This is a genomic window from Paracidovorax oryzae ATCC 19882 (genome assembly GCF_000687165.1).
Classification (GTDB): domain Bacteria; phylum Pseudomonadota; class Gammaproteobacteria; order Burkholderiales; family Burkholderiaceae_C; genus Paracidovorax; species Paracidovorax oryzae.
In genome coordinates this window covers 165,596-192,387 of sequence record NZ_JMKU01000011.1, presented here as the reverse complement: position 1 = coordinate 192,387, position 26,792 = coordinate 165,596, and the positions used below count along the sequence as shown (strand labels likewise).

At 68.9% G+C, this 26,792-nt stretch carries 25 protein-coding genes; 4 read left to right on the top strand and 21 right to left on the bottom strand.

Annotated features, from left to right (window positions below):
* Nucleotides 1-33: 33 nt before the first annotated feature.
* The 12 genes from fliE to T336_RS0111455 form a co-directional block, all read right to left on the bottom strand.
* Entirely contained in the window at nt 34-372 is a 339-nt protein-coding gene (fliE, locus tag T336_RS0111510) for a flagellar hook-basal body complex protein FliE (protein ID WP_026432650.1), read from the bottom strand.
* The gene (gene flgC / locus T336_RS0111505) at nt 369-785 is read right to left on the bottom strand and encodes a flagellar basal body rod protein FlgC (protein WP_026432649.1); all 417 of its coding nucleotides are present in this window, start codon (nt 783-785) and stop codon (nt 369-371) included. Before flgC ends, fliE begins: the two co-directional genes overlap by 4 nt.
* Nucleotides 786-822: 37 nt before the next feature.
* Nucleotides 823-1,215 carry a flagellar basal body rod protein FlgB gene (locus T336_RS0111500; protein ID WP_026432648.1) on the bottom strand — a complete coding sequence of 131 codons (393 nt, stop codon included), beginning with the start codon at nt 1,213-1,215 and terminating at the stop codon, nt 823-825.
* A gap of 18 nt (nt 1,216-1,233) precedes the next feature.
* Entirely contained in the window at nt 1,234-2,373 is a 1,140-nt protein-coding gene (locus T336_RS0111495) for a flagellar basal body P-ring protein FlgI (RefSeq protein ID WP_035225763.1), read from the bottom strand.
* Nucleotide 2,374: 1 nt separating this feature from the next.
* Nucleotides 2,375-2,989 (bottom strand): flagellar basal body L-ring protein FlgH, encoded by a 615-nt coding sequence (locus T336_RS0111490; protein WP_244883920.1) that lies wholly within the window; start codon nt 2,987-2,989, stop codon nt 2,375-2,377.
* Nucleotides 2,986-4,050 carry a flagellar basal body P-ring formation chaperone FlgA gene (flgA, locus tag T336_RS25060; protein WP_156957840.1) on the bottom strand — a complete coding sequence of 355 codons (1,065 nt, stop codon included), beginning with the start codon at nt 4,048-4,050 and terminating at the stop codon, nt 2,986-2,988. The genes T336_RS0111490 and flgA overlap by 4 nt, the downstream gene beginning before the upstream one ends.
* A complete protein-coding gene (flgG, locus tag T336_RS0111480; protein WP_026432645.1) occupies nt 4,047-4,841 on the bottom strand; it encodes a flagellar basal-body rod protein FlgG in 795 nt (264 codons plus the stop codon). The genes flgA and flgG overlap by 4 nt, the downstream gene beginning before the upstream one ends.
* Nucleotides 4,842-4,911: 70 nt before the next feature.
* On the bottom strand, nt 4,912-5,688 hold the full coding sequence (locus T336_RS0111475; RefSeq protein WP_026432644.1) for a flagellar hook-basal body protein: 777 nt from the start codon (nt 5,686-5,688) through the stop codon (nt 4,912-4,914).
* 42 nt (nt 5,689-5,730) lie between these two features.
* Complete coding sequence (gene flhA, locus T336_RS0111470) at nt 5,731-7,833, bottom strand: flagellar biosynthesis protein FlhA (RefSeq protein WP_026432643.1); 2,103 nt, start codon at nt 7,831-7,833, stop codon at nt 5,731-5,733.
* On the bottom strand, nt 7,830-8,921 hold the full coding sequence (locus tag T336_RS0111465; protein ID WP_026432642.1) for an EscU/YscU/HrcU family type III secretion system export apparatus switch protein: 1,092 nt from the start codon (nt 8,919-8,921) through the stop codon (nt 7,830-7,832). The genes flhA and T336_RS0111465 overlap by 4 nt, the downstream gene beginning before the upstream one ends.
* Before the next feature lie 10 nt (nt 8,922-8,931).
* Entirely contained in the window at nt 8,932-9,768 is an 837-nt protein-coding gene (fliR, locus tag T336_RS25055; RefSeq protein WP_084151408.1) for a flagellar biosynthetic protein FliR, read from the bottom strand.
* Nucleotides 9,769-9,777: 9 nt separating this feature from the next.
* On the bottom strand, nt 9,778-10,044 hold the full coding sequence (locus T336_RS0111455; protein WP_026432641.1) for a flagellar biosynthetic protein FliQ: 267 nt from the start codon (nt 10,042-10,044) through the stop codon (nt 9,778-9,780).
* 324 nt (nt 10,045-10,368) lie between these two features.
* Here T336_RS0111455 and T336_RS0111450 point away from each other — a divergent pair, with 324 nt between their 5' ends.
* From T336_RS0111450 to ligD, 3 genes are all read left to right on the top strand, one after another.
* Nucleotides 10,369-10,932 (top strand): hypothetical protein, encoded by a 564-nt coding sequence (locus tag T336_RS0111450; RefSeq protein WP_026432640.1) that lies wholly within the window; start codon nt 10,369-10,371, stop codon nt 10,930-10,932.
* A 178-nt stretch (nt 10,933-11,110) separates the two neighbouring features.
* Complete coding sequence (gene ku / locus T336_RS0111445) at nt 11,111-12,250, top strand: non-homologous end joining protein Ku (protein ID WP_026432639.1); 1,140 nt, start codon at nt 11,111-11,113, stop codon at nt 12,248-12,250.
* An 11-nt stretch (nt 12,251-12,261) separates the two neighbouring features.
* The gene (gene ligD, locus T336_RS0111440) at nt 12,262-15,081 is read left to right on the top strand and encodes a DNA ligase D (protein ID WP_026432638.1); all 2,820 of its coding nucleotides are present in this window, start codon (nt 12,262-12,264) and stop codon (nt 15,079-15,081) included.
* Between the two features lie 14 nt (nt 15,082-15,095).
* Here the strand turns inward: ligD and bioB are convergent, their stop codons facing one another.
* From bioB to T336_RS0111420, 4 genes are all read right to left on the bottom strand, one after another.
* Entirely contained in the window at nt 15,096-16,160 is a 1,065-nt protein-coding gene (bioB, locus tag T336_RS25050) for a biotin synthase BioB (RefSeq protein WP_035225760.1), read from the bottom strand.
* 309 nt (nt 16,161-16,469) lie between these two features.
* The gene (locus T336_RS0111430) at nt 16,470-17,114 is read right to left on the bottom strand and encodes an aspartate/glutamate racemase family protein (protein WP_019703276.1); all 645 of its coding nucleotides are present in this window, start codon (nt 17,112-17,114) and stop codon (nt 16,470-16,472) included.
* Between the two features lie 7 nt (nt 17,115-17,121).
* Complete coding sequence (locus T336_RS0111425; protein ID WP_026432637.1) at nt 17,122-18,018, bottom strand: amino acid ABC transporter substrate-binding protein; 897 nt, start codon at nt 18,016-18,018, stop codon at nt 17,122-17,124.
* 39 nt (nt 18,019-18,057) lie between these two features.
* On the bottom strand, nt 18,058-19,386 hold the full coding sequence (locus tag T336_RS0111420; protein ID WP_026432636.1) for an aspartate aminotransferase family protein: 1,329 nt from the start codon (nt 19,384-19,386) through the stop codon (nt 18,058-18,060).
* Nucleotides 19,387-19,529: 143 nt separating this feature from the next.
* On the opposite strand from T336_RS0111420, the gene T336_RS0111415 reads away from it, so the two are divergent.
* The gene (locus T336_RS0111415) at nt 19,530-20,408 is read left to right on the top strand and encodes a MurR/RpiR family transcriptional regulator (protein WP_026432635.1); all 879 of its coding nucleotides are present in this window, start codon (nt 19,530-19,532) and stop codon (nt 20,406-20,408) included.
* A 79-nt stretch (nt 20,409-20,487) separates the two neighbouring features.
* Here the strand turns inward: T336_RS0111415 and T336_RS0111410 are convergent, their stop codons facing one another.
* From T336_RS0111410 to T336_RS26635, 5 genes are all read right to left on the bottom strand, one after another.
* Nucleotides 20,488-20,958, bottom strand: coding sequence for a VOC family protein (locus tag T336_RS0111410; RefSeq protein ID WP_026432634.1), 471 nt, complete (start codon nt 20,956-20,958; stop codon nt 20,488-20,490).
* Nucleotides 20,959-21,005: 47 nt separating this feature from the next.
* On the bottom strand, nt 21,006-21,824 hold the full coding sequence (locus T336_RS0111405; RefSeq protein WP_026432633.1) for a YdcF family protein: 819 nt from the start codon (nt 21,822-21,824) through the stop codon (nt 21,006-21,008).
* Nucleotides 21,821-23,869 (bottom strand): acetyl-CoA carboxylase biotin carboxylase subunit, encoded by a 2,049-nt coding sequence (locus T336_RS0111400; RefSeq protein WP_026432632.1) that lies wholly within the window; start codon nt 23,867-23,869, stop codon nt 21,821-21,823. The genes T336_RS0111405 and T336_RS0111400 overlap by 4 nt, the downstream gene beginning before the upstream one ends.
* A 54-nt stretch (nt 23,870-23,923) precedes the next feature.
* Nucleotides 23,924-24,463: an NYN domain-containing protein gene (locus T336_RS0111395; protein WP_019700680.1), complete on the bottom strand. Its 540-nt coding sequence runs from the start codon at nt 24,461-24,463 to the stop codon at nt 23,924-23,926.
* A 261-nt stretch (nt 24,464-24,724) separates the two neighbouring features.
* Nucleotides 24,725-26,764, bottom strand: coding sequence for an SMI1/KNR4 family protein (locus T336_RS26635; protein ID WP_156957839.1), 2,040 nt, complete (start codon nt 26,762-26,764; stop codon nt 24,725-24,727).
* Nucleotides 26,765-26,792: the final 28 nt, after the last annotated feature.

Genomic DNA, 26,792 nt, shown 5'->3' with positions numbered 1-26,792 from the left:
GTTGCTCGATGTGGCGGGTTGCGGATCGCAGGTTCACAGCTGCATCCTCATCACGTCCTGGTAGGCCTCCAGGAGCCGTCCACGCACCTGCATCATGAGCTGGAAGGACAGCCGGCTCTCCTCCAGCCGGATCATCACCTGGTGCAGGTTCTGCGCGTCGCCTGCGGCCAGGCGCTGCAGGTCCGTCTGGCTCGTCAGCAACTGTTCGTTGACGCGTCCCAGTCCCTGGGCGACCATGTCCGAAAAGCCTGCACCCGGCACCGCAGCCGCGCCTGCAGAAGCGGCGGGCCCGACGGCTGCGAAGGCGGGTTGCGGCTCGGCGATGGCCGGCAGCGCGGATGCCGCGATGGCGGCGATGGCATCGGCGCTCATGCGTTGCCCCCGATCTCCAGGGCCTTCAGGGCCATGTTGCGCGACGTGTTCATCGCCGCCACGTTGGCCTCGTAGGAACGCATGGCCCCCATGAGCGTCACCATCTCGGTGGCGGGGTCCACCCCGGCATAGGCCACGAACCCGCGGCCGTCGGCCATCGGATGGCCGGGTTCGTACACCATGCGCGGGGGCTGGAGCGTGGGCTCCACCGAGGCCGTCGGCACGGCGGCCAGGCCCTGGGCGACCGTGTCGCCGAAGGAAGCGCGGGACACCACCCGCAGCGGCTGGTAGGTCCTGCCTTCCGGGCCGGCCACGGTGTTGGCGTTGGCGAGGTTGAGCGACGCGACCTCGACGCGCGTGCGCTCCAGCGTCATGCCGCTGGCGCTGATGGCAAAAGCTTGTGAATAGTCCATGGGCGGGTACTGGGGAGAAATCGGTCCGGGAAAAAAATCAGCGCTTGCCGTCTGAGACGGCGGAAGACAGGATGGCCATGTGGCGCGACAGCCCCTTGAGCAGGGCCTGGTAATGGACGGCGTTCTGCGCCATGCGCGCGACTTCCGTGTCCAGCTGCACGCGCGCAGGCAGGCCGTCCGGCCCTACCATGGGGCGCATGCGAACGCCCTCTTCCGCAATCGGGGCCAGCTGGGCCGCGTCCAGCCGGCGCCCCTCGGCGAGCTGCCCGCGCGCGGCCTCCATCTGAGCGGCGAAATCCACGTCCACCGGGACATATCCTTCGGTGGACGCATTCGCGATGTTGCGGGCGATGGCCTGGTGCCGCAGGGATGCGGCGTCCAGCGCCAGGGACAGGCTGGCCTGCGTGATCGCTTCGATGCCTTCGGTCATGGTTCGCTCTTTTCAGGATTACTGGATAAGGAGTTCGGCGTGCAGCGCCCCCGCGGCCTTCACGGCGCGCAGGATGGAAATGATGTCGCGCGTCGGCGTCTTCAGCCGCGCCAGCGTCTGCACCAGGTCGGCGACGGTCGTGCTGCCGGTGACGAAGCCGGGGCCGTTGCGCTCGTCCACGTCCACGCGGGTGTTGGTCACCAGGGCCGTGCGCACGCCGTCACCCGCCTCGCCGATGAAGTAGGGCTGAGACGCCGTGGTCTCGTTGCGCACGGACAGCTTCAGGTCGCCGTGCGATATCGCCACCTTCGAGATGCGCACGTCGCCGCCGGACACCACGGTGCCCGTGCGCTCGTTGACGACCACCTTGGCCCGGCGGTCCGGCTCCACCGTGATCGCCTCCAGCGCGGCGACGAACGCCACGAGCTGCCGCTGCTGCGCCTCCGGCACCTGCAGGTCGATGCCGGACGCATCGCGCGCCAGCGCCATGCCGGCGCCATAGCGGCGGTTGAAGGCTTCCGCCACGCGGTTGGCCGTGGTGTAGTCGGGCTCGTTCAGCACGAAGGTCATCCGGTGGTCCTCGGACACCATCTGCGCGGTCACGCCCACCTCCACCGTCGCGCCGCCGGGGATGGAGCCGACGGTCGGGTGGTTCTTCTGCACCACGTTGCCGTTGGCGTCGTAGCGGTAGCCCCCCACGGACAGCGGCCCCTGGGCCAGCGCATAGACGCGGCCGTTGGCGGCCTTGAGGGCCGTGAGCACGAGGCTGCCGCCGACCAGGCTGCGCGCGTCGCCGACGGAGTTCACCGTGACATCCAGCGTGTCGCCCTCGCGCGAGAACGGCGACAGCGCCGCGCTGACCATCACCACCGCCACGTTGCGGCTCTGGATCTGCTCGGGTGCGATGTTGAGGTTGAACTGTGACATCGCATTCGACAGCGCCTGCCGCGTGCCGCGATTGGACGGCGAATCGCCCGTGCCGGCCAGGCCGGTCACGATGCCGGTACCGACCAGCGCGTTCTCGCGCCACCCTTGCAGCTTGCCCAGGTCCTTCACGCGCACGGGCTCCCCATGGGCCATGCCCGCGCCGCACAGCGCCAGTGCCGAGAGCCAGCCTGCGAGCACCCTGCCCGCCCACGCCTGTATCCGTTGCCCCATCTCAGAACCCCATCATGTCGAGCAGGTTGCGCCACCAGGGACGCCGGTTGCGCTCGGCGATATCCCCCTCGCCCACGTAGCTGATGCGGGCATCGGCCAGGCGGGTGGACAGCACCACGTTGCCGTCGGAAATATCGAACGGCCGCACCCGGCCTTCGAGCGTGACCTTCTGCGGCTCCTGGTTGACGGTGAGCAGTTGCTCGCCCGCCACCCGCAGGTCGCCGTTGGGCAGGACCTCCTGCACGGAAACCGTCAACGTCGCCAGCACGCGGTTGGTGCGCTGCGTCCGGCCGCCGCCGTCGAAGGTACCGTTCACCCCGATGCCCGTCTGCCCCACCGTACCGCTGCGGTGCGACAGTTCTGCCGACAGGCCGTTGCCGCGCCGCGTGCCGGTGTCGGCGCTGGTGGTAGCACTGGAGTTCTCGAAAACCTGCACCGTCAGCGCGTCGCCGACCCGGAACGCCCGGTTGTCGGCCGTGAGCGGGCGATAGGTCTGCTCCTGGTAGAGGCTCTCGGCGCGCGCCGCGCCCGCAGCCACGAGGGCCGCCCAGCACAACGCCGCAGCGATGCGCGCTCCCATGCGGCCGCGCGGCCGCAGTGTGATCGGCGCCGTCATGGCTGCAGCTCCAGCTGGCCGGGTCCGACCACGCGGGCCAGCAGCGCTTCGCCGGCATGCGGCGGACGCACCTTCACGACCTGGCCGACCTGGCCGTCCTGCAGCGACTCCGCGCGGCTCTCCAGCGCCAGATCGCCCGCGCGCGCCGTCAGCCGCACCCATTGGCCCCGGGCCACGGCGGGCGCCGGGCCGATCCGGTCCTCGGTGACCACGTCGCCGCCCGACAAGCGCCTGCGGGCCTGCACCGCTACCTGCCCACCGCCCTGCACGGGCCATGCGGCCGGCGCAGCGGACGACGGAAGGCGGGCCATATCCACTTCGCGCACGACGACTCCGTCCGCGGGGATGTCGCTGCCGGCGGCCAGCGCCTGCCGCGCCACGGGCGCCATCGCGAACAGGGCCACCTCGAAGCGCACGGGGATGGCGCGCACGTGCCGCTCGCCCGAGAAGACATCCACCCACACCATCATCCGTGCCGCCAGCGGCACCTGCGCGAGGGGCCGGACGCGCAGGACCGCATCGGCCGCCGGCACTTCCAGCGCTGCGGGCAGCGAGACCGGCTGCAGTTCCACGCGGGGCTGCACCAACCCCCTCTGCCGGGCGATGCCCTCCAGATGCGCGGCCAGGGCCGTCCGGGCCTGCGCGGCCACGGCATCGCCCGCCACCTCGCGAACGGCCATCCGCACGGAAGTCGCCTCGGCGCCTTCCCACTCGATCTGCTCGTCCCGCAGCCCGGTGCGGCTGCGCAGCCACATCCGCAGCCGGCCGCCATCCAGCGCCACCGGCTCGCCCAGGCGGGGAGCCTGCCCCAGCGGCACGGCCATCGCCCGCCGCAGCGTCTCCAGGTCGGGGCTGCTCAGCAGCGCCACATCGCCCAGCCGCACGTCCGGCCGCTGCACCTGCACCTGCGGGCGCAGCGCCACGCGCAGCAGCGGCGCCCCCGCATCGCCCCCGGGCACCGCCTGCGCGGCACCGCACCAGGCCGCTGCGGCGAGCGCGACGGCGCCTCCCGCAGCCATGCCCCGGGCCGCCAGGGGCCTGCGTGCACGTCGCGCGCTCATCGGCGCAGCCCGTTCACCAGCCCGAGGATCTCATCGGCGGCCTGCACGATCTTGGCATTGGCCTCGTAGGTGCGCTGCGCCACCATGAGGTTGACCATCTCATCGACCATCTTCACGTTGGATCCCTCCAGGTAGCCCTGGGCGATCCGGCCGGCACCTTCGTCGCCCGACCGCACCGGTATCGCTTCGCCCGACGCGCTGCTGCTGCGGTAGATGCCGTCGCCCTGCGCCAGCATCCCCTGGGGGCTGGTGAAGCGCACGAGCTCGATACGACCCAGGTCCAGCGCGTTGGGCTGGTTGGCCACGCGCGCCTGCACACGGCCGTCGGGCTGCACCAGCAGGGCCTGGACATCGTCCGGAATCTGGATCGCCTGCTTCAGCGGCAGCCCGGCCAGCGTGGCGAGCTGGCCATCCTTGTTGACCTTCCAGGTGCCCCCGCGGGTATAGGCCGAGGTACCGTCCGGCATCAGCACCTCGAAGAATCCATCCCCCTGCACCGTGATGTCGAAGGGTGCGTCGGTCTTCTTGGCATCACCCGTGTCGAACAGGCGGGACACGCTGGCGATGCCCACGCCCGTGCCCAGGCGCGGCGCGGGCTGCAGCAGGCCGGCGTCCGTGGCGTCAGCCAGCGCGGCCGTGCGCGCGGGGTCGCGGGCCACCAGGTCGGAGAAGCTCACGCGCGCCCGCTTGTAGCCGGTCGTGTTCACGTTCGCCAGGTTGTTGGCGATCGTCTCGACATTGAGCTGCTGCGCCTGCATTCCGGTGGCGCCGATATACAAAGCATCGAACATGGAAAAAAGAATCCTGGAAGTGATGGAGCGGCCCTGCCCGGGCCGGCGATGGAGGCGGCGAGTCCGCGCGTCAGGACAGCTCCCCGAGCTTGCGGATGGCCTGGCCGGTCATCTCGTCGTAGCCGAGCGCGACCTTCTGCATGGATTCGAAGTGCCGCATGGTCTGCACCAGCTGCACCATCTCCTGCATGGAGCTGACGTTGGAGTTCTCGAGGTAGCCCTGCCGCACCTGGACATCCGCCTCCGGCACCAGGGCGACCGCCCCTTCGGCGCGCATCAGCCCGTTGCCGGTGTGCGCCATGCGGGCGGAGCCTTCGGGCTGCACGATCTTCAGCTGGGCCAGCGGCAGCGCAGAACCCGCGCCGGAGCCTTCCGGTGCCAGCAGGTTGCCCGCGGCGTCGATGCGCGGCGCGGCGCTGCCGGGATAGATCTCGCCGCCGCGGCCCATGACGGGATGGCCCATCGCGGTGACCAGCCGGCCCTGGCCGTCCAGGCGGAAATCGCCCTGGCGGGTATAGGCCGGGCCCTCCGGCGTGCTGACTTCGAAGAATCCCGGCCCTGCCAGCGCCACGTCCAGGCCCTGGCCCGTGGACCGGAGGCTGCCGGGGCGCGAATCCGTGCGGATCAGCAGGCCGGGCGCCGGAGCGATCGACGGCGCTCCTGTTCCCGCCGCCGTCGCCGTGCGCTCCATGGCCCCCACCACCGAGGCGAAGGCCAGCGGGCGTGCCGCGGCCACTTCGCGCTGGTAGCCCGGCGTCAGCGCGTTGGCGAGGTTCGTGCCGATCCGGTCGAGCCGCTGCATGTCCGACTGCATGGACTGCAGAGCGAGGGCGAGTACTTCCTGCATGGTGTCAAAAATATCCGGTGCGAAAAACGGTGGAGTGGCGCGCTACAGCGCCACCACGGCGTAGGACTTGAGTTCGATGGCATGGGGCACCTCCGCCATCGACAGCACCCGCAGGTGCGGCATCATGCGTTCGGACAGCGCCCGCACATGCCGGCGCAGTTCCGGCGCGCAGAGCAGCACGGGCAGCAGGTTGCTTTTCATCATGCGTTCGGCCTGCTGCATCAGCTTGACCATGATCTGCTCGGCCAGCCGCGGCTCCAGCACGAAGCCGGGCGCGGGGGCGGCAGCACCCTCTTGCGCGCTCACGCCGGCCTGGGCCGCCTGGATGTTCTGCAGCAGCTGGCTCTCGATGGCCGGGTCGAGCGTGATCACGTGCAGTGCGTTCGCTTCGCCCACCAGGCCCTGGCAGATGGCATGGCCCAGGCGCAGGCGGACCATCTCCGTGAGGTAGGCGGCGTCCTTGGACTGCCGGCCGGCGTCGGCCAGGGTCTCCAGGATGGCGTCGATGTGCCGGATCGACACCTTCTCGCGCAGCAGGTTCTGCAGCACCTTCTGCACGTCGCTCACCGACAGCACGGTGGGAATGAGCTCCTCCACCAGGCTGGGCTGCTGCTGGCGCACCCGCTGCAGCAGGCGGTCGGCCTCGGCGCGGGTGAGCAGCGTTGCGGACTCGCGCCGCAGCACTTCCGTCAGGTGCGTCATGAACACCGTGGGCGCATCCACCAGCGTGTACTTGCCCGTCACGGCGGCGGCGCGCTGCTGCTCGTCGATCCACAGCGCCGGCAGGCCATAGGTCGGGTCGCGCGTGGGCTCGCCGGGCACGCCGTCCATCTTGCCCGCCGGGTGGATGGCCAGCACCTTGTCGGTCCGGACCTCGCCGCGCCCGCACACCACGCCGTCCAGGTGGATCTCATAGCGGTCCGCCCCCAGCCGCACGGCATCCTTGAAGCGCACGCGCGGCAGCACGAGGCCCAGGTCCTGCGCATGCTGCTTGCGGAACGACACTATGCGGTCCATGAGCACGCTGCCCGGCTGGTTCACCATGGCGGCCCACTGGCTGCCCACATGGACCTCGATGGGCTCCACCTGCAGGGAGGCGTAGGGGTCGTCGTCGGTCTTGGCCGTGTCCGCCGGGCCATCCGCATCCTGTGCATCGCCCGCCGCCGCCGCGCCGTCCGCAGGCTGGCGCGCGGCGCCGCGATAGACCACCCAGGCGACGGCGGCCACGCCCGCGATGAGCACCAGCGTCGGCAGCGCCGGGATGCCCGGCAGGAACAGCAGGCCCGTGAGCGCCGCTCCCACGAGCAGCAGCGTCTTGGGAAAGGAGGTGATCTGCCGCAGCACTTCCTGGCTCAGGTTGCCGTCGGACGCGGAGCGGGTCACGATGATGCCCGTGCCCACGGCGATGATCAGCGCCGGCACCTGGGTGACGATGCCATCGCCGATGGTCAGCAGAGAATAGGTGCGCAGCGCCTGGTCCCAGGGCAGCTTGTGCTGCATCACGCCGATCACCAGCCCGCCCACGATGTTGATCAGCAGGATCACGATGCCTGCGATCGCGTCGCCCTTCACGAACTTGCTGGCGCCGTCCATCGCGCCGTAGAACGCAGCTTCCTTCTCGATGTTCTTGCGCCGGCGCTGTGCCTCGGCCTGGTCGATGAAGCCCATGTTCAGGTCGGCATCGATGCTCATCTGCTGGCCGGGCATGCTGTCCAGCGTGAAGCGCGCCGCCACCTCGGAAATGCGTTGCGCGCCGTTCGTGACCACGACGTACTGCACGACGATCAGGATCAGGAAGACGATCAGCCCGATCACGTAGTTGCCGCCGACCACGTAGGAGCCGACCGCGCCGATCACCCGCCCCGCGTCGCCGTCGGAGAGGATGAGCCGCGTCGCGGCCACGTTGAGCGAAAGCCGGAACAGCGTGGCGATGAGCAGCAGCGACGGGAAGGTGGAGAACTCCACCGGCCGGGCCATGTAGAACGTCAGCAGCAGGATCAGGAACGCGAAGCTGAAGTTCGTCAGGATGAGGAAGTCCAGCAGCGGACTCGGGATGGGGGCGAACAGCACCACCAGCACGCCCAGCACCAGCAGCACCATGGCGATGTCGCTGTGCCGTCCGAAGAAACGCTCCAGTGCCTTCATGCCACGCCTCCCGCGGCCATGCCCGCGCGGCGCTCCCGCATGGCGAACACCCACACGATGATGCGGGCCACGTCGGCGAACAGCTGCGGCGGCACGTAGTGCTCCACGTCCAGCTCCTTGAACAGGCGCCGGGCCAGGGCCGGGCTGCGCACCACCGGAATGCCATGGCGGGCCGCGATCTCGCGCATGGCGGCCGCGAGGTGCCCGGCCCCCTTGGCGACCACCTGCGGGGAATCCATCTCGCCATGCACGTACCGCAGCGCGATGGCCAGGTGCGTGGGGTTGGTGAGCACGACATCCGCATTGCGCGTCTGGCGCAGTGACTGGCTGCGCTTGCGCGCCTCGCGGCGCAAATCGCGCATGCGGGCCCGCACGCGCGGGTCGCCTTCGCGCTGCTTGTGCTCGTCCTTGATCTCGCGCCGGCTCATGCGCATCTTCTTGGCGAATTCACGCCGGGTGAACATCCAGTCCAGCGCCGCGATGATGGCCAGCAGCAGCGCCATGCGGAAACCCAGCGAGCCCAGGTCCGCGACGAGCAGGTGCAGGTAGCTGGTCGGCGACTGGCTCGCCAGGCTGTAGAACTGCGTCGAAAGATCCTCGAGCGCGTAATAGGCCATGCCCGACAGCAGCAGCAGCTTGGCGCTGGCCCGCGCGGCATCGAAGAGCGAGCGCATCGACAGCACGCGCTTGAACCCGTTGGCGGGGTTCAGCCGGCTGAAATCCGCCGTGACCGGGTCGAAAGAGAAGATGGGACCGGTCTGCAGCACATTGCCCAGCACCGCAGCGAGCACCACCGCGGCCAGGAAGGGCGCCAGCCACAGCAGCGTGTCGCGCAGCAGGCGCGAGACCAGCGGCCACAGGCCCGCCCCGCCCGGATCGGCGAACGCGCCATGCAGCAACACCATGCGGTCGAGCCGGAACTGCGCCAGCGCCATGTCGGCGCCCTGCGAGCTGAGGTAAGCCACGGCCACCGCCAGTACCACGGCCGACACGACGTCCGCGCTCTTGGAAGCCTGCCCCTTCTCCCGGGCTTTCTGCAGCTTGTAGGGGGTGGCCGCTTCGTTGCGGTCGAGATCCTGCTCCGCCATTCCCGTCCCCCTACCGGCTTCCGGGCAGTGGCGCGTGCGCGGCCGCCTGCAGGAACATCGCCTCCCACATGGCGTAGATACTGGCGTACACGCGCTGCATCGCGCCGCCCATCCCGGCGAACCACAGGGACAGCACCGCCAGGCCCACCACGATCTTCACGGGAATGCCGAGCACGAGCATGTTGATCTGCGGCAGGTTGCGCGAGATCAGGCCCAGCGCGAACTCCACCAGCAGGATGCAGAACACCACCGGCGCGGCCAGCGCGAACCCCAGCAAGAACAGCCCGCTGGCCTGCCGGAACACCGGTGCCGCCATGTCCGCGGGCTGCCAGCCCCCGCCGGGTGGAAACACATCGAAGCTATAGGCCAGCGCGCGCAACAGCAGATGGTGGCCGTCCGCTGCCATGAAACCGATCACGGCCACGTAGTTGAATGCCGACACCAGCAGCGGCGCCGCGCGGTTGCCGACGGGATCGAATACCTGGGCGATGCCGAACCCGATCTGTACATCCAGCAGGTTGCCCGCCAGCGAGAAGGCGGCAAATGCCAGCAGTACTCCGAGCGCCATCGTGGCGCCCAGCGCCAGCTCGGCCATGGCCATTTGCAGCAAGTTACCCATGCCGGCCGGCGGCGGCGGCGCGGACGGGGCCAGCGCCTGGGCCAGCACCCAGGACAGCGCCATCACCACCAGCAGGCGCACCCGGTTGGGCACCGGCATCGCATAGAGCACGGGCGTCATGGCCAGCACCACCGCGACACGCAGCGACGGCAGGAAAAACGGCCCCCAGAGGCCGAAGGCACCGGTACTGCCCAGAGCCTGGGCAGGCAGGGAAAGCAGGGAACTCATGCCGGAGCCTCAGAACATCGCGGGAATGTTCGTCCAGAGCTGGGTCGCGAACTGACCCAGCTTGCGGAGCATCCAGGGGCCGAAGAGCACCATGACGCCACCCGCGACGAGCAGCTTGGGCACGAACGTCAGCGACATTTCCTGCACCTGCGTCACCACCTGCAGGATGCTGATGAGCAGGCCCACGAGCAGCGTCAGCCCGAGGATGGGAAGGCAGACGAGCAGGCCGGTCCAGAACAGGTCGGCCATCATCCGGAGTGCGAGATCGCCCGTCATGGTGCGACGGGCCGCTCAATGCAATATCTCGGCACTCGGAATCCCCTCACATAAAGTTACATATTATTGAAAATTATACAAAAGGAGTGTATTTCCTACACTGTCACTTGCGCGTCGTAGCGCAAATCAAACGCGCACTTGACGAGGGGTCGAGTAGTCCTTTACCTACAGTCCGACACGAACTCGCACCCACATGCCGTATTGCCGTGGATGGAGACGATGGACGGGCAAGGCAACCGGATTCCTCCAGTAGCGGTGCGGGACCGGAAATAAAGGCCGGCCGTCGCCATGGCGGACCCTGCTTCCCGCCGAAAGGACTCTCCCATGACCACCAACTTCCAGGACCTGCAGGCGAAGGCCATCGCCTGGTGCAAGGATTTCGAGCAGTACAAGGACGAGTGCGTCGTCCTGGCGCAGCGCCTGCGCGTGGAGTTCATCGCCCACCTGGGCGGGCGCTCCGGCGACGTGGAGTTCCACGCGCTGGACGAGCGGCTGGAGCGCATCGCCGACGAGCGTACCTCCCTCTGGCCGCGCCTGCAGGTGGGCGATGACGGCTTTTTCTATTTCGGCCTGACGCTGTTCTTCCGCGCCGACGGGCACTGCCTGGACGAGCACATCCGCGTCGGCATCCAGAAATCGCGCACGCACTGGCGCGTGCGCTGGAACCAGAAGGAGTCGGTGTATTCCACCACCGGCTCCAACAGCGCGTTCTTCGACAAGATCACGGCCATCACGCTGGAGAAGTTCTCCACGCCGTTCCGGCGCATGAAGGGCCAGTTGGGCTTCGTGCCCATGCTGCAGAGCGATCACCACATCGTGGCATCGGCGCCGCCCAGCCCCGCGACCGGTACGGGGGCCAGCGCGCCATCGGACAGCGGCGAGAGCTGATCCCGGGCGCGCCCGCATGCCGGGCCAGCGGCGGTGTTGCACATGGCATGCGATCGCCTGCCGCCACCGGCGCCGCGGCCGGCGCGCGTCCTACAGCCCCGGTGCCGCGGCAGGGCTAACGTGGTCCGCACCCGCGGGCGCCGGCATGTCGCCGCCGCTTCGCCCAGGAGAGTCCGCCATGGCCGAGAAGACAACCCGAACCTCCCGCTCCCGCACAGCCCCCGCTCCTGCCGCGCCCTCGCGGGCCGCCAGGGCCGACAAGGCGCCCGGAGGGCAGGCCCCCACGTCCACCCGTGCGCTGTGGAAGGGCGCGATCAGCTTCGGCTTGGTCCATGTGCCCGTGGGCCTGTATTCCGCCACGCGGGACAGCGGCATCGACTTCGACTGGCTCGACAAGCGCAGCATGGATCCGGTCGGCTACAAGCGCATCAACAAGAAGACGGGCAAGGAAATCACGGCGGAGAACATCGTCAAGGGCGTGGAGTACGAAGACGGCCGCTACGTGGTGCTCACGCCCGAAGAGATCGCGCAGGCCTATCCCAAGACCACCCAGACCATCGAGATCGAGGCATTCCTGGATGCCGACGAGATACCGTTCGTCTATCTGGAACGGCCCTACTACACGGCACCGCTACCCCGCGGCGAAAAGGTGTATGCCTTGCTGCGCGAGGCGCTCAAGGCGAGCCACCGCGCGGGCGTGGGCAAGGTGGTGATCCAGACCAAGCAGCACCTGGCGGTGCTCATTCCCTGCGGTCGGGCGCTGGTGCTCAACCTGCTGCGCTGGGGCGGCGAGATACGCTCCTTCCAGGAACTGAACCTGCCCCCGGCCGGTGGCAAGGCCGTCGGGCTCAAGGATGCAGAGATGCGCATGGCGCGGCAGCTGATCGACGACATGACACAGGGCTGGGATGCGGACCAGTTCCGCAACTCGTTCTCCGAAGAGATCATGAAGCTGGTGGAAGCACGCGCCCAGGCCGGTGACATCGCCGAGGTCGAGCCGCTGGAGGCACCGTCGGAGGCAGGCGGCGCGGACGTGGTGGACCTCACGGCCCTGCTGCGCCGCAGCCTCGAAGGCGGGCGGCGCAAGGCCGCCACCGGTGCGGATGGAAAGAAGGAGCAAGGAGAGGACGAGGTGGAAGATGGCGCGAAGGGGCGTAAAACCTCGAGCGTGCGGCACCTGCCCAACGCGTCGGCCAAGACTGCCAAGACACGCGCCACGTCGGCCGGCGGCGCGAAGGGCAAGGCCAAGGCCTCCGCGAAGCGCGCGACCGCCAGATCCTCCGCGAAAGGCGCCCCGGCGGGCCGCAAGGCAGCCTGAGCCCGTACGCCATGGCACGACGCTCCACCACCTCCGGCACTGCGCAGGACGCACCGCAAAAAGCGCTGCAGAAAACGCCGCCCAGGGCGGCGCCGGACGCCCTCGCGGACTATGCCCGCAAGCGGGATTTCCGCAGCACCCCCGAGCCCGGAGCGGAGCCGGGCGATGCCCTGCCGCGCGGCGCGCTGCGCTTCGTGGTGCAGAAGCACTGGGCGAGCCGCCTGCATTACGACTTCCGGCTGGAAATCGACGGCACCATGAAGAGCTGGGCGGTGCCCAAGGGCCCGAGCTTCGACCCCAGGGACAAGCGCATGGCCGTGCAGGTGGAGGACCACCCGGTCGCCTACAACCGCTTCGAAGGCCAGATCCCTGCGCGGCAGTACGGAGCGGGCCGCGTCATCATCTGGGACAAGGGCTACTGGTTGCCGCTGGAAGACCCCGCCCGGGCCTGGCGCGCGGGCAAGCTCAAGTTCGAATTGCACGGCCACAAGCTCCAGGGCCGGTGGACGCTGGTGCGCATGCACGGCCGGGGCAACGAGCGCCAGCCGCCGTGGCTGCTCATCAAGGAGCGCGACGGGCTGGAACGCGACGCCGTCGAGTACAGCGTGGTGGACGCGATGCCGGACAGCGTGAAGTCGCTGCCCGTGCCCGTGCCCACGCCCGCACACGGCAGGCAGGCGCCCGGCCCCGCCCCATCCGGCACCCGCCGGACGGCCACCCGCGGCAAGGCTGCGGCGTCCGCGCCGTCCTCGGGGACGGCCGCAGGCCGGACTGTCCGGGCCGGTGTCTCCTCGCGGCCGAAGAAGGCAGCCCTGCCCGCGGCGCTGGCGCCACAACTGGCCACGCTGGTGGACGGCCCGCCCACCGACCTGGCCGAATGGATGTTCGAGCTCAAGTTCGACGGCTACCGCATCCTCGCGCGCATCGAAGGCGGCGAGGCGCGCCTCATCACCCGCAACGGCAACGACTGGACCCACCGCATGCCCGGGCTGGCGCGCGCCGTGCGCGCCCTGCCGGTGGAGTCCGGCTGGATCGACGGCGAGATCGTGGTGCCCGACCGGCATGGCATTCCGGACTTCCAGGCGCTGCAGAACGCCTTCGAGAGCGGACGCCGGCCCGGACGCAGCGCGGCGGGCACCGCGGACGGCGGCGCGGTGGACCGCAGCGGCCTGGTCTTCTACGTGTTCGACCTGCCCTTCCTCAATGGCCACGACCTGCGGGGCCTGCCGCTGGCAGAGCGCAGGGAGGCACTGCGCACGCTCGTGGCCGAGGCCGGCAGCGACACGGTGCGCTTCAGCTACGCGTTCGAGGCATCGCCCGGCGAGTTGATCGCCTCCGCCTGCCGGCTCGGCTTCGAGGGCGTCATCGGCAAGCGCGTGTCGGCCGCCTACGCGTCCGGCAGGTCGGCCGACTGGATCAAGCTCAAGTGTGGACAGCGGCAGGAGTTCGTGATCGGCGGCTATACGGACCCGCAGGGCACGCGCACCGGCCTCGGCTCGCTGCTGCTCGGCGTGCACGGCGACGATGGGCAACTGCACTATGCGGGCAACGTGGGCTCCGGCTTCAGCGAGCGCACCCTGGCGACGCTGCACGCACGGCTGCGCTCGCTGGCTGCCGATCGCAGCCCCTTCGCCGAAGGCACGCAAGTGGGCCGCAAGGCCCACTGGGTGCAACCGCAACTGCTCGCGGAGGTGGCCTTCGCGGGCTGGACGCAGACGCGCCATGTCCGACAGGCGGTCTTTCGCGGCCTGCGCGAGGACAAGCCTCCGCGCGAGATCGTGCGCGAGACACCCGCACCGGCCGCCGCGGTGGCGGCCCCGCCCTCCACCCCGCCAGCGGCCCCACGCCGAGCTTCGTCCGACGCCACGCCCTCCAGGGCCCGCACCAGCATGACCTCCCGCCGAACCGCATCCGCTCCTTCCTCTGCCGCCCCGCCCTCCTCGCTGCGCGTGACCCACGGCGACCGGGTGATCGATGCCGCGAGCGGGACCACCAAGCTGGACCTGGTGCGCTACTACGCGCTGGTCGCACCGCTGATGATGGAACACCTGCGCCAGCGCCCCGTCTCGGTCGTGCGGGCTCCGGAAGGCGTGGGCGGGGAGCTCTTCTTCCAGAAGCACCCGGAGCACGGATCGGTGGATGGCGTGCGCACGCTGGACCCGGCGCTGGACCCCGGCCATTCGCCCCTGGCCGAGATCGCGGGGCCCGAAGGCCTGCCAGCCTGGGCCCAGATGAACACCATCGAGTTCCACAGCTGGAACGCCCGCAGCGACCGCATCGACCGGCCCGACCGGATGGCCTTCGACCTCGACCCCGGCGAAGGCGTGCCCTGGGACAAGGTGCAGGAGGCCGCCACGCTGATGCGCGTGATGCTCACGGAACTGGGCCTGCCGGGCTTTCTCAAGACCAGCGGAGGCAAGGGGCTGCACGTGGTCGTGCCCATCAAGCGCCTGCACGGCTGGGACACGGTGAAGGGCTTTTCGCAGGCAGTGGTGCAGCACATGGCGCGCACCATCCCGCAGCTGTTCGTGGCCAAGAGCGGGCCGCGCAACCGCGTGGGGAAAATCTTCGTGGATTACCTGCGCAACGGCTTCGGCGCCACCACGGTGAGCGCGTGGTCCGCACGCGCCCGGCCCGGCCTGGGCATTTCCGTGCCGTTGCGCTGGGATGAGCTGGGCGCGCTGTCGAGCAGCACCGAATGGACCGTGTCCACCGTGGAAGACCGGCTCCGCGCAGGCAACGCCCCCTGGGAGGGCTACGACAAGGCGGCGGTCTCCATCACGCAGGCCATGAAGATGCTCGGGTACGAGGCCCCGCGCGGCGGGCGGTGATCGCCGTCCCGTCCTCAGGCGGCGTGGTGGTGCAGGTCGTGGGGCTCGGTGGAGGCGACCTGGCGGCCGTTCATCCCCAGTCTGGCGAGCAGTTGCACGTCGGCCTCCACGTCGGGGTTGCCGGTCACCAGCAGCTTGTCGCCGTAGAAGATCGAATTGGCCCCGGCCAGGAAGCACAGCGCCTGCACGGCATCGCCCATCTGCTGGCGGCCCGCCGAGAGGCGCACGCGCGCACGCGGCATGGTGATGCGCGCCACCGCGATCACCCGCACGAAATCCAGCGGATCGACCGGGTCGCTGTCGGCCAGCGGCGTGCCGGGCACGCGCACCAGGCTGTTGATGGGCACGGATTCCGGGTACGGGTCCAGGTTGGCGAGCTGGGCGATCAAGCCCGCGCGGTGCACCGGCGCCTCCCCCATGCCGATGATGCCCCCGCAGCAGACGCTGATGCCGGCCTCGCGCACATGGCGCAGGGTGTCGAGCCGGTCCTGGTAGGCGCGGGTGCTCACCACGTCGGTGTAGTACTCGGGCGCGGTGTCCAGGTTGTGGTTGTAGTAGTCCAGGCCCGCACCCTTGAGCGCCTGGGCCTGGTGCGGCTCCAGCATGCCCAGGGTGGCGCAGGTCTGCATTCCCAGCCCCTTCACGGCGGCGATCAGCTCGCCCACCTTCTCGATGTCGCGGTCCTTGGGCGCGCGCCAGGCGGCGCCCATGCAAAAGCGCGTGGCGCCGGCGTCACGTGCGGCGCGGGCGGCGGTGGTCACCTCGTCCACGCTCATGAGCTTCTGCGCCTTCACGCCCGTGTCGAACTCGGCGGACTGCGGGCAATAGCCGCAGTTCTCGGGGCAGCCGCCGGTCTTCACCGACAGCAGCGTGGCCAGTTCCACGTCGCCCGCGGGCCAGTGCTCGCGGTGCACGGACTGGGCGCGCCAGAGCAGGTCCATGAACGGCAGGTCCAGCAGTTCCTGCACGGCCTGCACGCTCCACGTGCCCGCCGCGGCAGCGGGAGCGCGTGCGGGGCGGTGCAATTGCACGGGAATGGCGGGGGCTTCGGGGCGGGTATCGGAAAGAGTGGCAGTCATGGCAGTGGGTACGACACAAGGTGCACGCTGGGCGTTTCGGCTGGATTCTGGAAGAGAACGGGGCCGCGTGCCAAGCCTTTGCCACCAAAAACCCGTCCATTCTGCGGGTGGAAGAACGGCTGTTATTTTCAACGGACTTTGGCAGCAGGATGCCGCCAGAAACCGGCCTTTTGACGGGACTTGGAAAACCGCTGTTCGGCAACCTTGCCATCGGTGCCGATCACGCTGCCATCTGTCGCCAACCGCCAGGCCAGGGCGCACAGCGGTTGCCGGAAATCACCACAATTGGCGCCACACGGGGCGCCGCTTTCAGGCCCCCAACAAGCCGCGGAGCCTGCGCACGGCGCTGTCCACCGTCGTCAGCACCGGCAGGCCCGTGGCCCGCTCGCAGGCATCGCGTGCGCGGGCCATGCTGAACTGGGCCAGGGCGATGCGGGTGCATCCACGTTCCGCCAGCGCGCGGGCCTGGCGGGCGATGAGCGCATCGTGGGCGGGGCCGTCCCCGGCATTCAGCGCGTCGAGCGCGCCTTCGGCAAGCGCCGTCTCGAGCACGGTACCGGGCGGGAACTCCGCCGGCATGGAGCGCAGCGTGGGCGCGAAGGTGGCGATCAGCCCCAGCGGCCCCGCGCCCTGCATGGCCTCGCCGATCATGGCCTCGTTGGGTCGCAGCACGGGCATGGGTGCATGCGTGCGCGCCACCGCGTCGATGCAGGGGCCGAAGGCCGAGCAGGTGAACAGAATGCCCTCGGCCCCTGTGTCCACCGCGTAGCGCGCCAGGCGCGCGAACCGCTCGTGCATGGCGCCGTCGAGCCCCCCTCCCCCGGCCGCGAGATCGGCAGAAAGGCTGTCGTCCAGCAGGTTCATGCGCACGGCCTGCGGCCAGTCGCGTTCGAAGGCGCCGTTGATGGGGGCCACTGAATGGGCCAGGGCGTGGATCAGGGCGATGCGGGGCATGGGAAACTCAGAGTCCTTTGTCGGAGGGGTGGGCGAAGGCGTCCCGGGTCTCGGCATTGAGCGGATAGCCGATGTTCACGCCCCGCGGCGGAATGGGCGACATGAACCACTTCCGGTAGAGCCGCTCCATCTCGCCGGATTGCATCATGCCAGTCACCACGCGGTCCACCAGGGCCTTGAAGGCCGGATCGTCCTTGCGGAACATGAGCGACTGGTTCTCCGTGCGCAGCGGCTCGCCGGTGATGAGGAAATCCTTCGGGTTGCGCGACGTGGCGACCAGCCCGGCCAGCAGGATGTCGTCGAGGATGAAGGCCTGCGCGCGCCCGCTCTCGAGCAGCAGGAACGAATCGGCATGGTCCTTGCCGGCCATCTGCTGGATGTCGAGGTTGCGGCCCTTGTCGGCCTCTCGCAGCAGTCGCAGCGACGTGGTGCCGCTGGTGGCCACCACCGTCTTGCCCTGCAGGTCCGCGACGCTGCGGATGCCCGAATCGGCGCGCACCAGCATGCGCACGTTGTATCGGAAGATGTCCGGCGAGAACGCCACGAGCTTCTGCCGCTCCACCAGGTTGGTGGTGGAGCCGCACTCGATGTCGACGGTGCCGCCCGCCACCAGGGGAATTCGGTTCTGCGAAGTGACGAGCTGGTAGCGGATGTCCAGCTTCGGCAGCTGGAGCTCGGTTTTGATCGCATCCACGATCTTCATGCAGATGTCGATGCTGTAGCCCACGGGCGAGCCCGTGCCGGCGTTGTACGAAAAGCCGAAGGACGACTCGCGGTGGCCCAGCGTGATGGCGCCGGTGTCCTTGATCTTGCGGAGGGTGGAGGCGGCCTCCTGCGCAGGGGCCTGGGCAGCGAGCGCGCATGCGGCGGCGAGCGCCAGCATGGCGCGACGGGAACGGGACATGGGAGGACTCCTTGCGGAAACGATGGAAACGGTGGGCCATCAGGCGGCGGAGGTGGCGGCGTCCACCGCGTCGGCCAGGCGGCCGGCGATGTCCTGCAGTTCCGCGCGCGAGGCGATGAAGGGCGGCGCCAGCAGCACGTGGTCGCCCATGCGCCCGTCCACCGTGCCGCCCATGGGGTAGCACAGGAGCCCGCGGGCCATCGCCTCTTTCTTGGTGCCGGCGTGCACCTTGCGCGCCGGATCGAACGGCGTCTTGCTGCCCCGGTCCTGCACCAGCTCGACGCCCCAGAAGAAACCGCGCCCGCGGATGTCGCCCACGTGGGCGTGGCTGCCGAGCGCCTGCCGCAGCGCCTCCCCGAAGAACACGCCGTCGTCCCGCACCTTGGCGAGCAGGCCGTCGCGCTGGATCACGCGCTGCACGGCCAGCGCCGCCGCGCAGGCCACCGGATGGCCCAGGTAGGTATGGCCGTGCTGGAAGTAGCCGCTCCCGGCCGACATCGCCTCGACGATGCGCTTTTGCGCCAGCACCGCACCCACCGGCTGGTAGCCACCGCCCAGGCCCTTGGCCACGGTGACGAGGTCGGGTACCACGCCCTCCTGCTCGCAGGCATGGAGCGTGCCGGTGCGTCCCATGCCGCACATGACCTCGTCGAGGATCAGCAGCACACCATGGCGGTCGCACACCGCACGCACCGCGCGCAGGTAGCCGGGCACGGGCGTGAGCACGCCGGCCGTGGCGCCGCCGACCGTCTCGGCCACGAAGGCGATCACGCGGTCCGCCCCCTGCGCGAGGATGGCGGCCTCCAGCTCGTCCGCCAGGCGCTGGCCGTACTGCTCCGGCGTTTCCTGCGCGCGCTGCTCGCGGTAGGGGTAGCAGGCCGACACGTGGGTGGCAGGCGCCAGCAGGGGCGCGAAAGGCTCCCGCCGCCAGGCATTGCCGCCCACGGCCAGCGCGCCCAGCGTGTTGCCATGGTAGCTCTGGCGCCGCGCGATGAAATGCGTGCGCTGCGGCTGGCCGATCTCCACGAAATACTGGCGCGCCATCTTGAGCGCCGCCTCCACGGCTTCCGATCCGCCGCTGACCAGGTACACGTGTTCCATGCCGGCCGGCGCCCCGGCCACCAGCACGTCCGCCAGTTCCTCGGCCACCGCGGTGGTGAAGAAGCTGGTATGGGCGTAGGCGAGCCGGTCGATCTGCGCGTGCATGGCGGCGATCACGTCCGGATGCCCGTGGCCCAGCGAGGACACGGCGGCACCGCCGGAGGCATCGAGGTAGCGACGGCCTTCGGCGTCCACGATGGTCAGGCCCTGCGCGGCAACGGCGACGGGTGGCGTTTGATGCAGGTGTCGGTGGAATACATGTGTCATCTTCAATGTTCACGGATCAAATGTTCCATGCATTGTGATTTGGAACATTCGTTTCGTCAAACATGATTTTCAGAACATGTGGAGCACCTGCCGTTTCGGTACAGTCGCCGCATCCGCCCCGCCCTCGCCCCACGCCTCCGTCCATGCCCCCGTCCATCCAGGAACACATCCGCCAGCGCTATCCCGAACTCAGCCCCGCGCTGCAGGACATCGCGCGCTACCTGCTCGACCATCCGGCCGAGGTGGTGACCTCGTCCATGCGCCATGTCGGCGTGCAGTCCGGCGCCACGCCGCCCACGCTGGTGCGCTTCGCGCAGCAGGTGGGATTCGACGGCTGGCCGGCCCTCAAGGCCGCCTTCGCGGCCGACCTGGGGCTGGGCGGCGATGCCTACGGCGCGCGGGCGCAGCACCTCGTGGCCCGGGCCGGCGAACCCGGCGGGCTGACGGAGGAAATGTTCGGGGTGCAGCGGCGCAACCTGGAGGCCACCCAGGCCCAGAGCGGCGCGCGGCTGGACAAGGCCTGCGCGCTGATCGAGAAGGCGAAGGCCGTGCACGTGGCCGGCTTCCGGGCCAGCTACCCCATCGCCTTCAGCCTGGTGTACCAGTACCGCCTGTTCCGCCCGGACGTGCACCTGCTCGACGGCCAGGGCGGCATGCTGGAAATGCAGCAGCGCGCCATGGGCAAGGGCGACGTGCTGGTGGTGGCGAGCTTCTCGCCTTATTCCCACGAGGCGCTGCAGGTGGCGGAAGCCGCGCGCGACGCGGGTGCGCGCATCGTGGCGCTGACCGACAGCCTCGCCTCCCCGCTCTCGCTGCTGGCGCAGCAGACGCTGCTTTTCAGCATCCACAGCCCCTCGTTCTTCCCCTCGGTGGCCGCAGGCCTCGCGCTGGCCGAGGCCCTGGTGGAGCTGCTCGCCAGCCGCGCGGGCGCCCCGGCGGCACGGGCCATCGGCCACGCGGAGCAGCACCTGCACACCAGCGGCGCCTACGTGCGCCCGCCGCGCGGCCGGCCCGCCACCTGACCGGCACCACGTCCGCCAAGCGCGCAACGCAACGCAGCGCCAGCAACTGCCGCCCTGCATGGCGGCACAGGCGCGGTCGTCAGCCCAGCGCGGCGATCACGTCCGGCGGCGCCTGCACCAGTTCGATCAGCACGCCTTCGCCCGCGATGGGGAACTCCCCGTTGCCCCGGGGATGCAGGAACGTGATGTCGTGGCCCGCCGCTCCCTTGCGGATGCCGCCCGGCGCGAAGCGCACGCCCCGCGCCGTGAGCCATTCCACGGCACGCGGCAGGTCGTCGATCCACAGGCCCACGTGGTTCAGCGGCGTGGCGTGCACGGCGGGCTTGCGCTCGATGTCGAGCGGCTGCATCAGGTCCACCTCCACGGCATGGGCGCCCTGCCCCATCGAGAGGATGTCCTCGTCCACGTTCTCGCGCTCGCTGCGGAACGTCCCGGTCTGCTGCAGGCCCAGCATGTCCACCCAGAGCGTCTTCAGCCGCTGCTTGTCGGTGCCGCCGATGGCGATCTGCTGGATGCCGAGGACCTTGAAGGGGCGGGTGTCGGAAGTCATGAAGAAGCTCCTGGGAAAAAGCCGGCCCTGGCGGGGCCGTGGTGGGTTCAGATCTCGCGTAGCGCCCAGCTGCTGAGCATGGCGAAATATTCGCGCAGCCAGGCGTTGTAGCGCGTGGTGATCGGCGTCGGGGCGCCGACCGGCACCACGCCGGCCAACCCCTGGCGGCGCGCGATGCGCGTGGCGCGCATGAGATGGAAGTCGCTCGTGACGATGGCCGTGGGCGCCGCCGAGGCCACCCCGCGCGCCTGCAGCAGGGGGCGGCTGAGCGCGATATTCAGTTCCGTGCTGGTGCTTTCGCGCTCCTGCACGATCCGTCCGGGCGCGATGCCGTGGCGCTCGCGCAGGTAGCGGGCCATGATCGCGGCCTCGCTCTCGGTCTCGCCCAGGTCGATGCCGCCGCACACGGCGACGAGCGCCTGCGGCTGCCGGCGCGCCAGCTCGGCGGCCGTGTCCAGACGGGCGGCCAGCGTGGGCCGCGGCTGACCGTCCAGCGTGCCGGCGCCCAGCACCACGATCGCCTGCACGGGCGGCACCTCGGCCGGCGGCACGCCGTAGTCCCGCAACCAAACCCAGAACCACGCTACCGACAGCATCCACAGGCCGACCGCGCACCAGGCCATGCGCCACGCCAGCATGCGGCCCCGGTGCCCGCGGCGCCAGCGGGCCGCCTGTCCCCAGCGCAGCGCCAGCACCAGCAGCACGGCACCGCAGACCGCCGGCAGCGCCACGCCCAGGTTGAACTGGCGCAGCGCCATGAGCCAAAGGCCATCGGCCAGCAGCACCGCGCCAGCCAGGGCCAGCGGCAGGCGCGCCCCGGGCAGGCGCCACCCCGGCCCCGCGGCGGCGGACGTCGCCGTCCTCACCGGAACTCGAGGATGACGTCGTCCACGGCGAGCGACGCGCCCCGGGTGGCCACCACCTTGCCCACCACGCCATCCTGCGCGGCGAACAGGATGTTCTCCATCTTCATGGCCTCGATCACCGCCAGCTTCTCGCCGGCCTGCACCTTCTGGCCCTCCTGCACGGCCACGTCCACCAGCAGGCCGGGCATGGGCGAGAGCAGGAAGCGCGACAGGTCCGGCGGCGCCTTGTAGGGCATGAGCCGGTGCAGCCGCGCGCCCGCCGGCGACAGCACCATGGCCTCGATCTGGGTACCGTTGTGCGCGATGCGCAGCGCCAGCGGGTTCTTGCCCGCGCCCCGCTCCACCTGGGCGGTGAAGCCCACGCCGTTGCACTGGCCCTGCACGCGGATCTGGCCCAGCGTGGCGGCGCTGCCGATCTGGTAGTCCTTGCCGCCCACGCGCACGCTGCTGCCGCCGGACGGATCCTGGAAGTCGGTCACAGACACCTCGTGGTGCACGTGCTCGCCCCCGGCACCCAGCACCACCACCACGAACTGCTCGCCCACCTTCACCTCGTGCCCCGAAAGTTGCCCGCTGATGCCGCTCGCGCGCGCGCGGTAGCGGCGGTGCATGTAGGCGGCCAACGCCACCAGGAAGAGCGGATCGTCGTGCGGCACGTCTTCGGAATGGAAGCCCTGCGCATAGTGTTCGGCGATGAAGCCAGTGTTGAACGCGCCGGACACGAAATCCGGGTGCGCCAGCAGCGCCGCCTGGAACGGGATGTTGCTGCTGATGCCGCGGATCACGAAGCCGTTCAGGGCCGCGCGCATCTTGTGGATCGCGTCCTCCCGGTCCGTGCCGTGCACGATGAGCTTGGCGATCATCGAGTCGTAGAACATCGGGATCTCGCCGCCTTCATAGACGCCCGTGTCCACGCGCACGCCCAGCTTCTTCTCGGTATCGGCCTGGAACATGCTCTCCAGCGGCGGCTGGAAGCGCACCAGCCGCCCGGTGGAGGGCAGGAAGTTGCGGAACGGGTCTTCGGCATTGATGCGGCACTCGATGGCCCAGCCGTCGCGCTTCACGTCCTGCTGAGCCAGGGGCAGCGCCTCGCCGGCCGCCACGCGGATCATCAGCTCCACCAGGTCCAGCCCCGTGATGCACTCCGTCACCGGGTGCTCCACCTGCAGGCGGGTGTTCATCTCCAGGAAGTAGAAGTCCTGGTCCTTGCCGACCACGAACTCCACCGTGCCGGCGCTCTGGTACTTCACGGCCTTCGCCAGCGCCACGGCCTGCTCGCCCATGGCCTTGCGCGTCGCATCGCTGATGAAGGGCGACGGCGCCTCCTCGATCACCTTCTGGTGGCGGCGCTGGATCGAGCATTCGCGCTCGTTCAGGTAGATCACGTTGCCATGCGCGTCGCCCAGCACCTGGATCTCGATGTGGCGCGGCTGCTGCACGAACTTCTCGATGAAGATGCGGTCGTCGCCGAAGCTGTTGCGGGCCTCGTTCTGGCAGGCGGTGAAGCCTTCGAGCGCCTCCTTGTCGTTGTAGGCCACGCGCAGGCCCTTGCCGCCGCCGCCGGCCGAGGCCTTGATCATCACCGGGTAGCCGATGTCGCGCGCGATCTCCACCGCGCGTTCTGCCGACTCGATGGCGTCGTTCCAGCCCGGGATGGTGTTGACCTTCGCCTCGTTGGCCAGCTTCTTGGACGCGATCTTGTCGCCCATGGCCGCGATCGAATGCGCCTTCGGGCCGATGAAGGCGATGCCTTCGTCCTCGCAGCGCTGCGCGAAGGCCTCGTTCTCCGACAGGAATCCATAGCCCGGGTGGATCGCCTGCGCGCCCGTCTGCTTCGCGGCCGCGATGATGCGGTCCGCCAGCAGGTAGGACTCGCGCGAGGGCGCCGCGCCGATGTGCACGGCCTCGTCGGCCAGCCTCACATGGCGGGCATCCTTGTCGGCATCGGAATACACGGCCACCGTGGCGATGCCCATGCGGCGGGCGGTGGCGATGACGCGGCAGGCGATCTCGCCGCGGTTGGCAATGAGGATTTTGGTGAACATGGTGCGTCGAAAATGTTGTTGCGGGCGGACGTGGAGCAGGTGCCGGGCAGGCGGTCAGGAGGTCCGGTCGATGGTCGGGCTCATGTCCTCCATCCAGAGGACGTTGTCCGAATACGACTGCAGGTCCGGAGACAGGTTGGCCGCGGAGCCCGACACCCACACCTCCTTGTGCAGTTCGGACTTCACGTAGGAGATCGCGTCCTCGAAATCGCCGTCTCCCGCGGAAAGGATCAGGCGGTCGTACACGTTCTGCGCGGCGAGCTTGATGATCAGCGTGGCGATGCCCACGTCCACACCCTTCTGGACCCACCGCTCGGACGAATGGCCGCATGCCGCGCAGTTCATGTGCATCCTCTTGAGCTTGTAGAGCTGCACGCGGAACTTCGGCCCATGGGGCGGCGCGGTCTTGATCCACGAATGGAACGCGTTCTGCGCATCCGTGGCGGGGTCGCTCACGGAGTTCAGGTAGTAGCTCTCGCGGATCGGCCCGCCGTTCAGCCGGGTGATCTCGTTCTTCAGCTTGAGGTAGTCGAAGGGCCTGCTCTTGCCGTAGTTGAAGAGGTAGGCGCCATCGACGATCCAGACGGTTTTCATCGTGCTCCCGGAAGGTTCGTCCGAGCGGCCGTGCATGGCTTCGCGCCGGGGCGACTCACAGCGTAGGTGGCGATCATGCGACAGGCGACTCCGCCGCGGCTGGCGATGAGGATTTTGGTGAACATTTCGATGGCTCCGTTGTTCTTTCTCGGCTTTTCGATCCCTTGATTGGCCGGCTGGCGAATTCTCATCACGACCGCGGCCACTCGCACTGTCACGGTGCAGGCGTACATACATGGATGAACGGGGCAAGCTCATGGTTTACCCCATTTCTTCAAAGAGCGTCCCCCAAGGGCCACGGGCTTCGGTATCCAGGAGATCCTTGGGTATCTTGCCGTCACGATTACGCAGGTCTGTGCGCGCACCCGCCTCCAGCAGTGCCTTCACGCTGGGTACGTCGTTGGCATGCACCAGCCACCTCGCCAGCAGATGCAGCGCCGTGTTGCCCCGCGCGTCCTGCGCGTTCACATCCAGTCCTCTGCTGCACCAGAAATTGAACAGCGCCATGTCGACAAGCCGTCGATGATCGTGGAGGTGCTTGTGCAGCAGTGTCCCGCCTTGGGCATCACGCACCAGTGGGTCGAAGGCAAGTACTTTCTCCAGCACGGCGGCTGCCTCGGCCCCTGGGCAATGCCACCATGCGTTCAGGCCGTCACCGTCCAGCAGCCTGGGATCTGCCCCCTCAGCCAGCAACCGCTCCATCACCTGGGGCGCCTCTTCGGGACTGGTTCTTATCGTGTGCAGCGGCCGCACGGCATCTCTGCCACGAGGTGGCCTGGATAAGTCGTTGACATCCAGGCCATGGGCTTTCAGCAGCGACACCGATTCGGCAGTCCTCACCCGATGCATTGCGGTCTGACCGTTCAGCGTGCGACGCATCACATCCGCGCCAGCCTTCAGCAGTACTTCCTGCGTGCGATGCTTGGCTCGCATCAGCAAGGTGGTCGTCAACTCGGAAGTGAGATGACCCCAACCAACGTCCACGTCGCATCCGCGGGCAATCATCGCGCGCAGCAGTCGCCAATAGTCATCCTCCTTGAACCGGGGGTTGCCATACAACTGATGGAGGGCGCTGCCATATGTCCCGGGCCAGGGGTCGATCCTGGCACCATGCTCGATCAGCCACAACAAGGTCACCGGATTGGCCGTGCGAGGTTCCCCCGCCGAGAAGATCAAATGGGAAAGTGGCAACTCATGCGTGGAGAGAGAGGCGCCATGCGCCAGGAGGACCTCCAGCATCTCAAGATTGTTATGTTGCGCGGCCATGCGCACAGCGGTCATGTCCTTTCCTGCACCGGCGTAGCTGTCAGGAAAGAGATGGTCATTCAGTTCTTCGCAATCGGCGCTGGCGCCCTGCTCCAAGGCGGTAGCCACCGCACGCAGATCATTGTCCCGGGCGCCAAACAGAAGCGCATAGTCACTTTCGGTACGCGCCGCAACACGAGGTGGCCGTTCACCGGGCTGCGCTTCTCGCGGCTGGGTTTGCAGCCATGAAGTCCATTGGGTCGCAGCGGCCCCTTCCACGTCGAATTCCCAGCGCATTTCGCCGATGCCGCGCAACAACGGCAGCCACTGTGAAGCACCATCGCCCACGCAACCGAGGGATACCCAGGCACCGATGAAACTGAAAAGGTTCACCGCCAAAACGTCTCCGTGAAGCCGGTCCTGCTCATGACTGAAATACCGCACTGGCTGAAAAGCCGGATCGTCATTGCGCGTATCCAGAGTGAGCAGGTCTCCATTGGAGAGCTCCATAAAGGGTACATGACTGTTCCAAAAATCCCGGTAGCGCGCAATCGCCTCCTCCGGTACGTGGTCGTCAGAGTCCACATGCTGGTTCACCCAGCCCGCCATGCGCTCAGGTAATTCGGTCAGCCCTTGAGTGGTCCAGATGGCCCCTCTTATGCCTCCGCTATAGCAGAACGCCAGGTCGCGAGGCAAGCTATCGACGGGTGAGGATGACCAGCCGAAAGTCCATTCTGAAGAGCGCGAGAGCACCCACCGCAACTGCAATGGAAGCGCGCATCCCATTTGCTGCTCGAGGAGCGCCAGCGCATCTGGCGACACTCCTGGAGCGCGCCGCGGGCCTTCGACCCTCCATCCCCGACGGCCAAGACATGTGCTGAACTGAACGACGTTTGCAAGCCAGGTCGCGTCCATCCGCTCGAGCGCAGGACCATCACCGACGGATGCACAGAACGTGGCTTGAAGTTCCAACGCCAGCGAAGCAGGCCGCGACGGATCGCGCTGCCCGAGCGCGCTCGCGCCCTTCTGCAAAGCCTTCAAAAATCGGTCGAACACGGCAGCGTCGCGAATCGGTTCATCGTCC

Coding starts and splice junctions, on each gene's coding strand:
- fliE (WP_026432650.1), bottom strand. CDS start 372: ATGAGCGCCGATGCCATCGCCGCCATCGCGGCATCCGCGCTGCCGGCC.
- flgC (WP_026432649.1), bottom strand. CDS start 785: ATGGACTATTCACAAGCTTTTGCCATCAGCGCCAGCGGCATGACGCTG.
- T336_RS0111500 (WP_026432648.1), bottom strand. CDS start 1,215: ATGACCGAAGGCATCGAAGCGATCACGCAGGCCAGCCTGTCCCTGGCG.
- T336_RS0111495 (WP_035225763.1), bottom strand. CDS start 2,373: ATGGGGCAACGGATACAGGCGTGGGCGGGCAGGGTGCTCGCAGGCTGG.
- T336_RS0111490 (WP_244883920.1), bottom strand. CDS start 2,989: ATGACGGCGCCGATCACACTGCGGCCGCGCGGCCGCATGGGAGCGCGC.
- flgA (WP_156957840.1), bottom strand. CDS start 4,050: ATGAGCGCGCGACGTGCACGCAGGCCCCTGGCGGCCCGGGGCATGGCT.
- flgG (WP_026432645.1), bottom strand. CDS start 4,841: ATGTTCGATGCTTTGTATATCGGCGCCACCGGAATGCAGGCGCAGCAG.
- T336_RS0111475 (WP_026432644.1), bottom strand. CDS start 5,688: ATGCAGGAAGTACTCGCCCTCGCTCTGCAGTCCATGCAGTCGGACATG.
- flhA (WP_026432643.1), bottom strand. CDS start 7,833: ATGAAGGCACTGGAGCGTTTCTTCGGACGGCACAGCGACATCGCCATG.
- T336_RS0111465 (WP_026432642.1), bottom strand. CDS start 8,921: ATGGCGGAGCAGGATCTCGACCGCAACGAAGCGGCCACCCCCTACAAG.
- fliR (WP_084151408.1), bottom strand. CDS start 9,768: ATGAGTTCCCTGCTTTCCCTGCCTGCCCAGGCTCTGGGCAGTACCGGT.
- T336_RS0111455 (WP_026432641.1), bottom strand. CDS start 10,044: ATGACGGGCGATCTCGCACTCCGGATGATGGCCGACCTGTTCTGGACC.
- T336_RS0111450 (WP_026432640.1), top strand. CDS start 10,369: ATGACCACCAACTTCCAGGACCTGCAGGCGAAGGCCATCGCCTGGTGC.
- ku (WP_026432639.1), top strand. CDS start 11,111: ATGGCCGAGAAGACAACCCGAACCTCCCGCTCCCGCACAGCCCCCGCT.
- ligD (WP_026432638.1), top strand. CDS start 12,262: ATGGCACGACGCTCCACCACCTCCGGCACTGCGCAGGACGCACCGCAA.
- bioB (WP_035225760.1), bottom strand. CDS start 16,160: ATGACTGCCACTCTTTCCGATACCCGCCCCGAAGCCCCCGCCATTCCC.
- T336_RS0111430 (WP_019703276.1), bottom strand. CDS start 17,114: ATGCCCCGCATCGCCCTGATCCACGCCCTGGCCCATTCAGTGGCCCCC.
- T336_RS0111425 (WP_026432637.1), bottom strand. CDS start 18,018: ATGTCCCGTTCCCGTCGCGCCATGCTGGCGCTCGCCGCCGCATGCGCG.
- T336_RS0111420 (WP_026432636.1), bottom strand. CDS start 19,386: ATGACACATGTATTCCACCGACACCTGCATCAAACGCCACCCGTCGCC.
- T336_RS0111415 (WP_026432635.1), top strand. CDS start 19,530: ATGCCCCCGTCCATCCAGGAACACATCCGCCAGCGCTATCCCGAACTC.
- T336_RS0111410 (WP_026432634.1), bottom strand. CDS start 20,958: ATGACTTCCGACACCCGCCCCTTCAAGGTCCTCGGCATCCAGCAGATC.
- T336_RS0111400 (WP_026432632.1), bottom strand. CDS start 23,869: ATGTTCACCAAAATCCTCATTGCCAACCGCGGCGAGATCGCCTGCCGC.
- T336_RS0111395 (WP_019700680.1), bottom strand. CDS start 24,463: ATGAAAACCGTCTGGATCGTCGATGGCGCCTACCTCTTCAACTACGGC.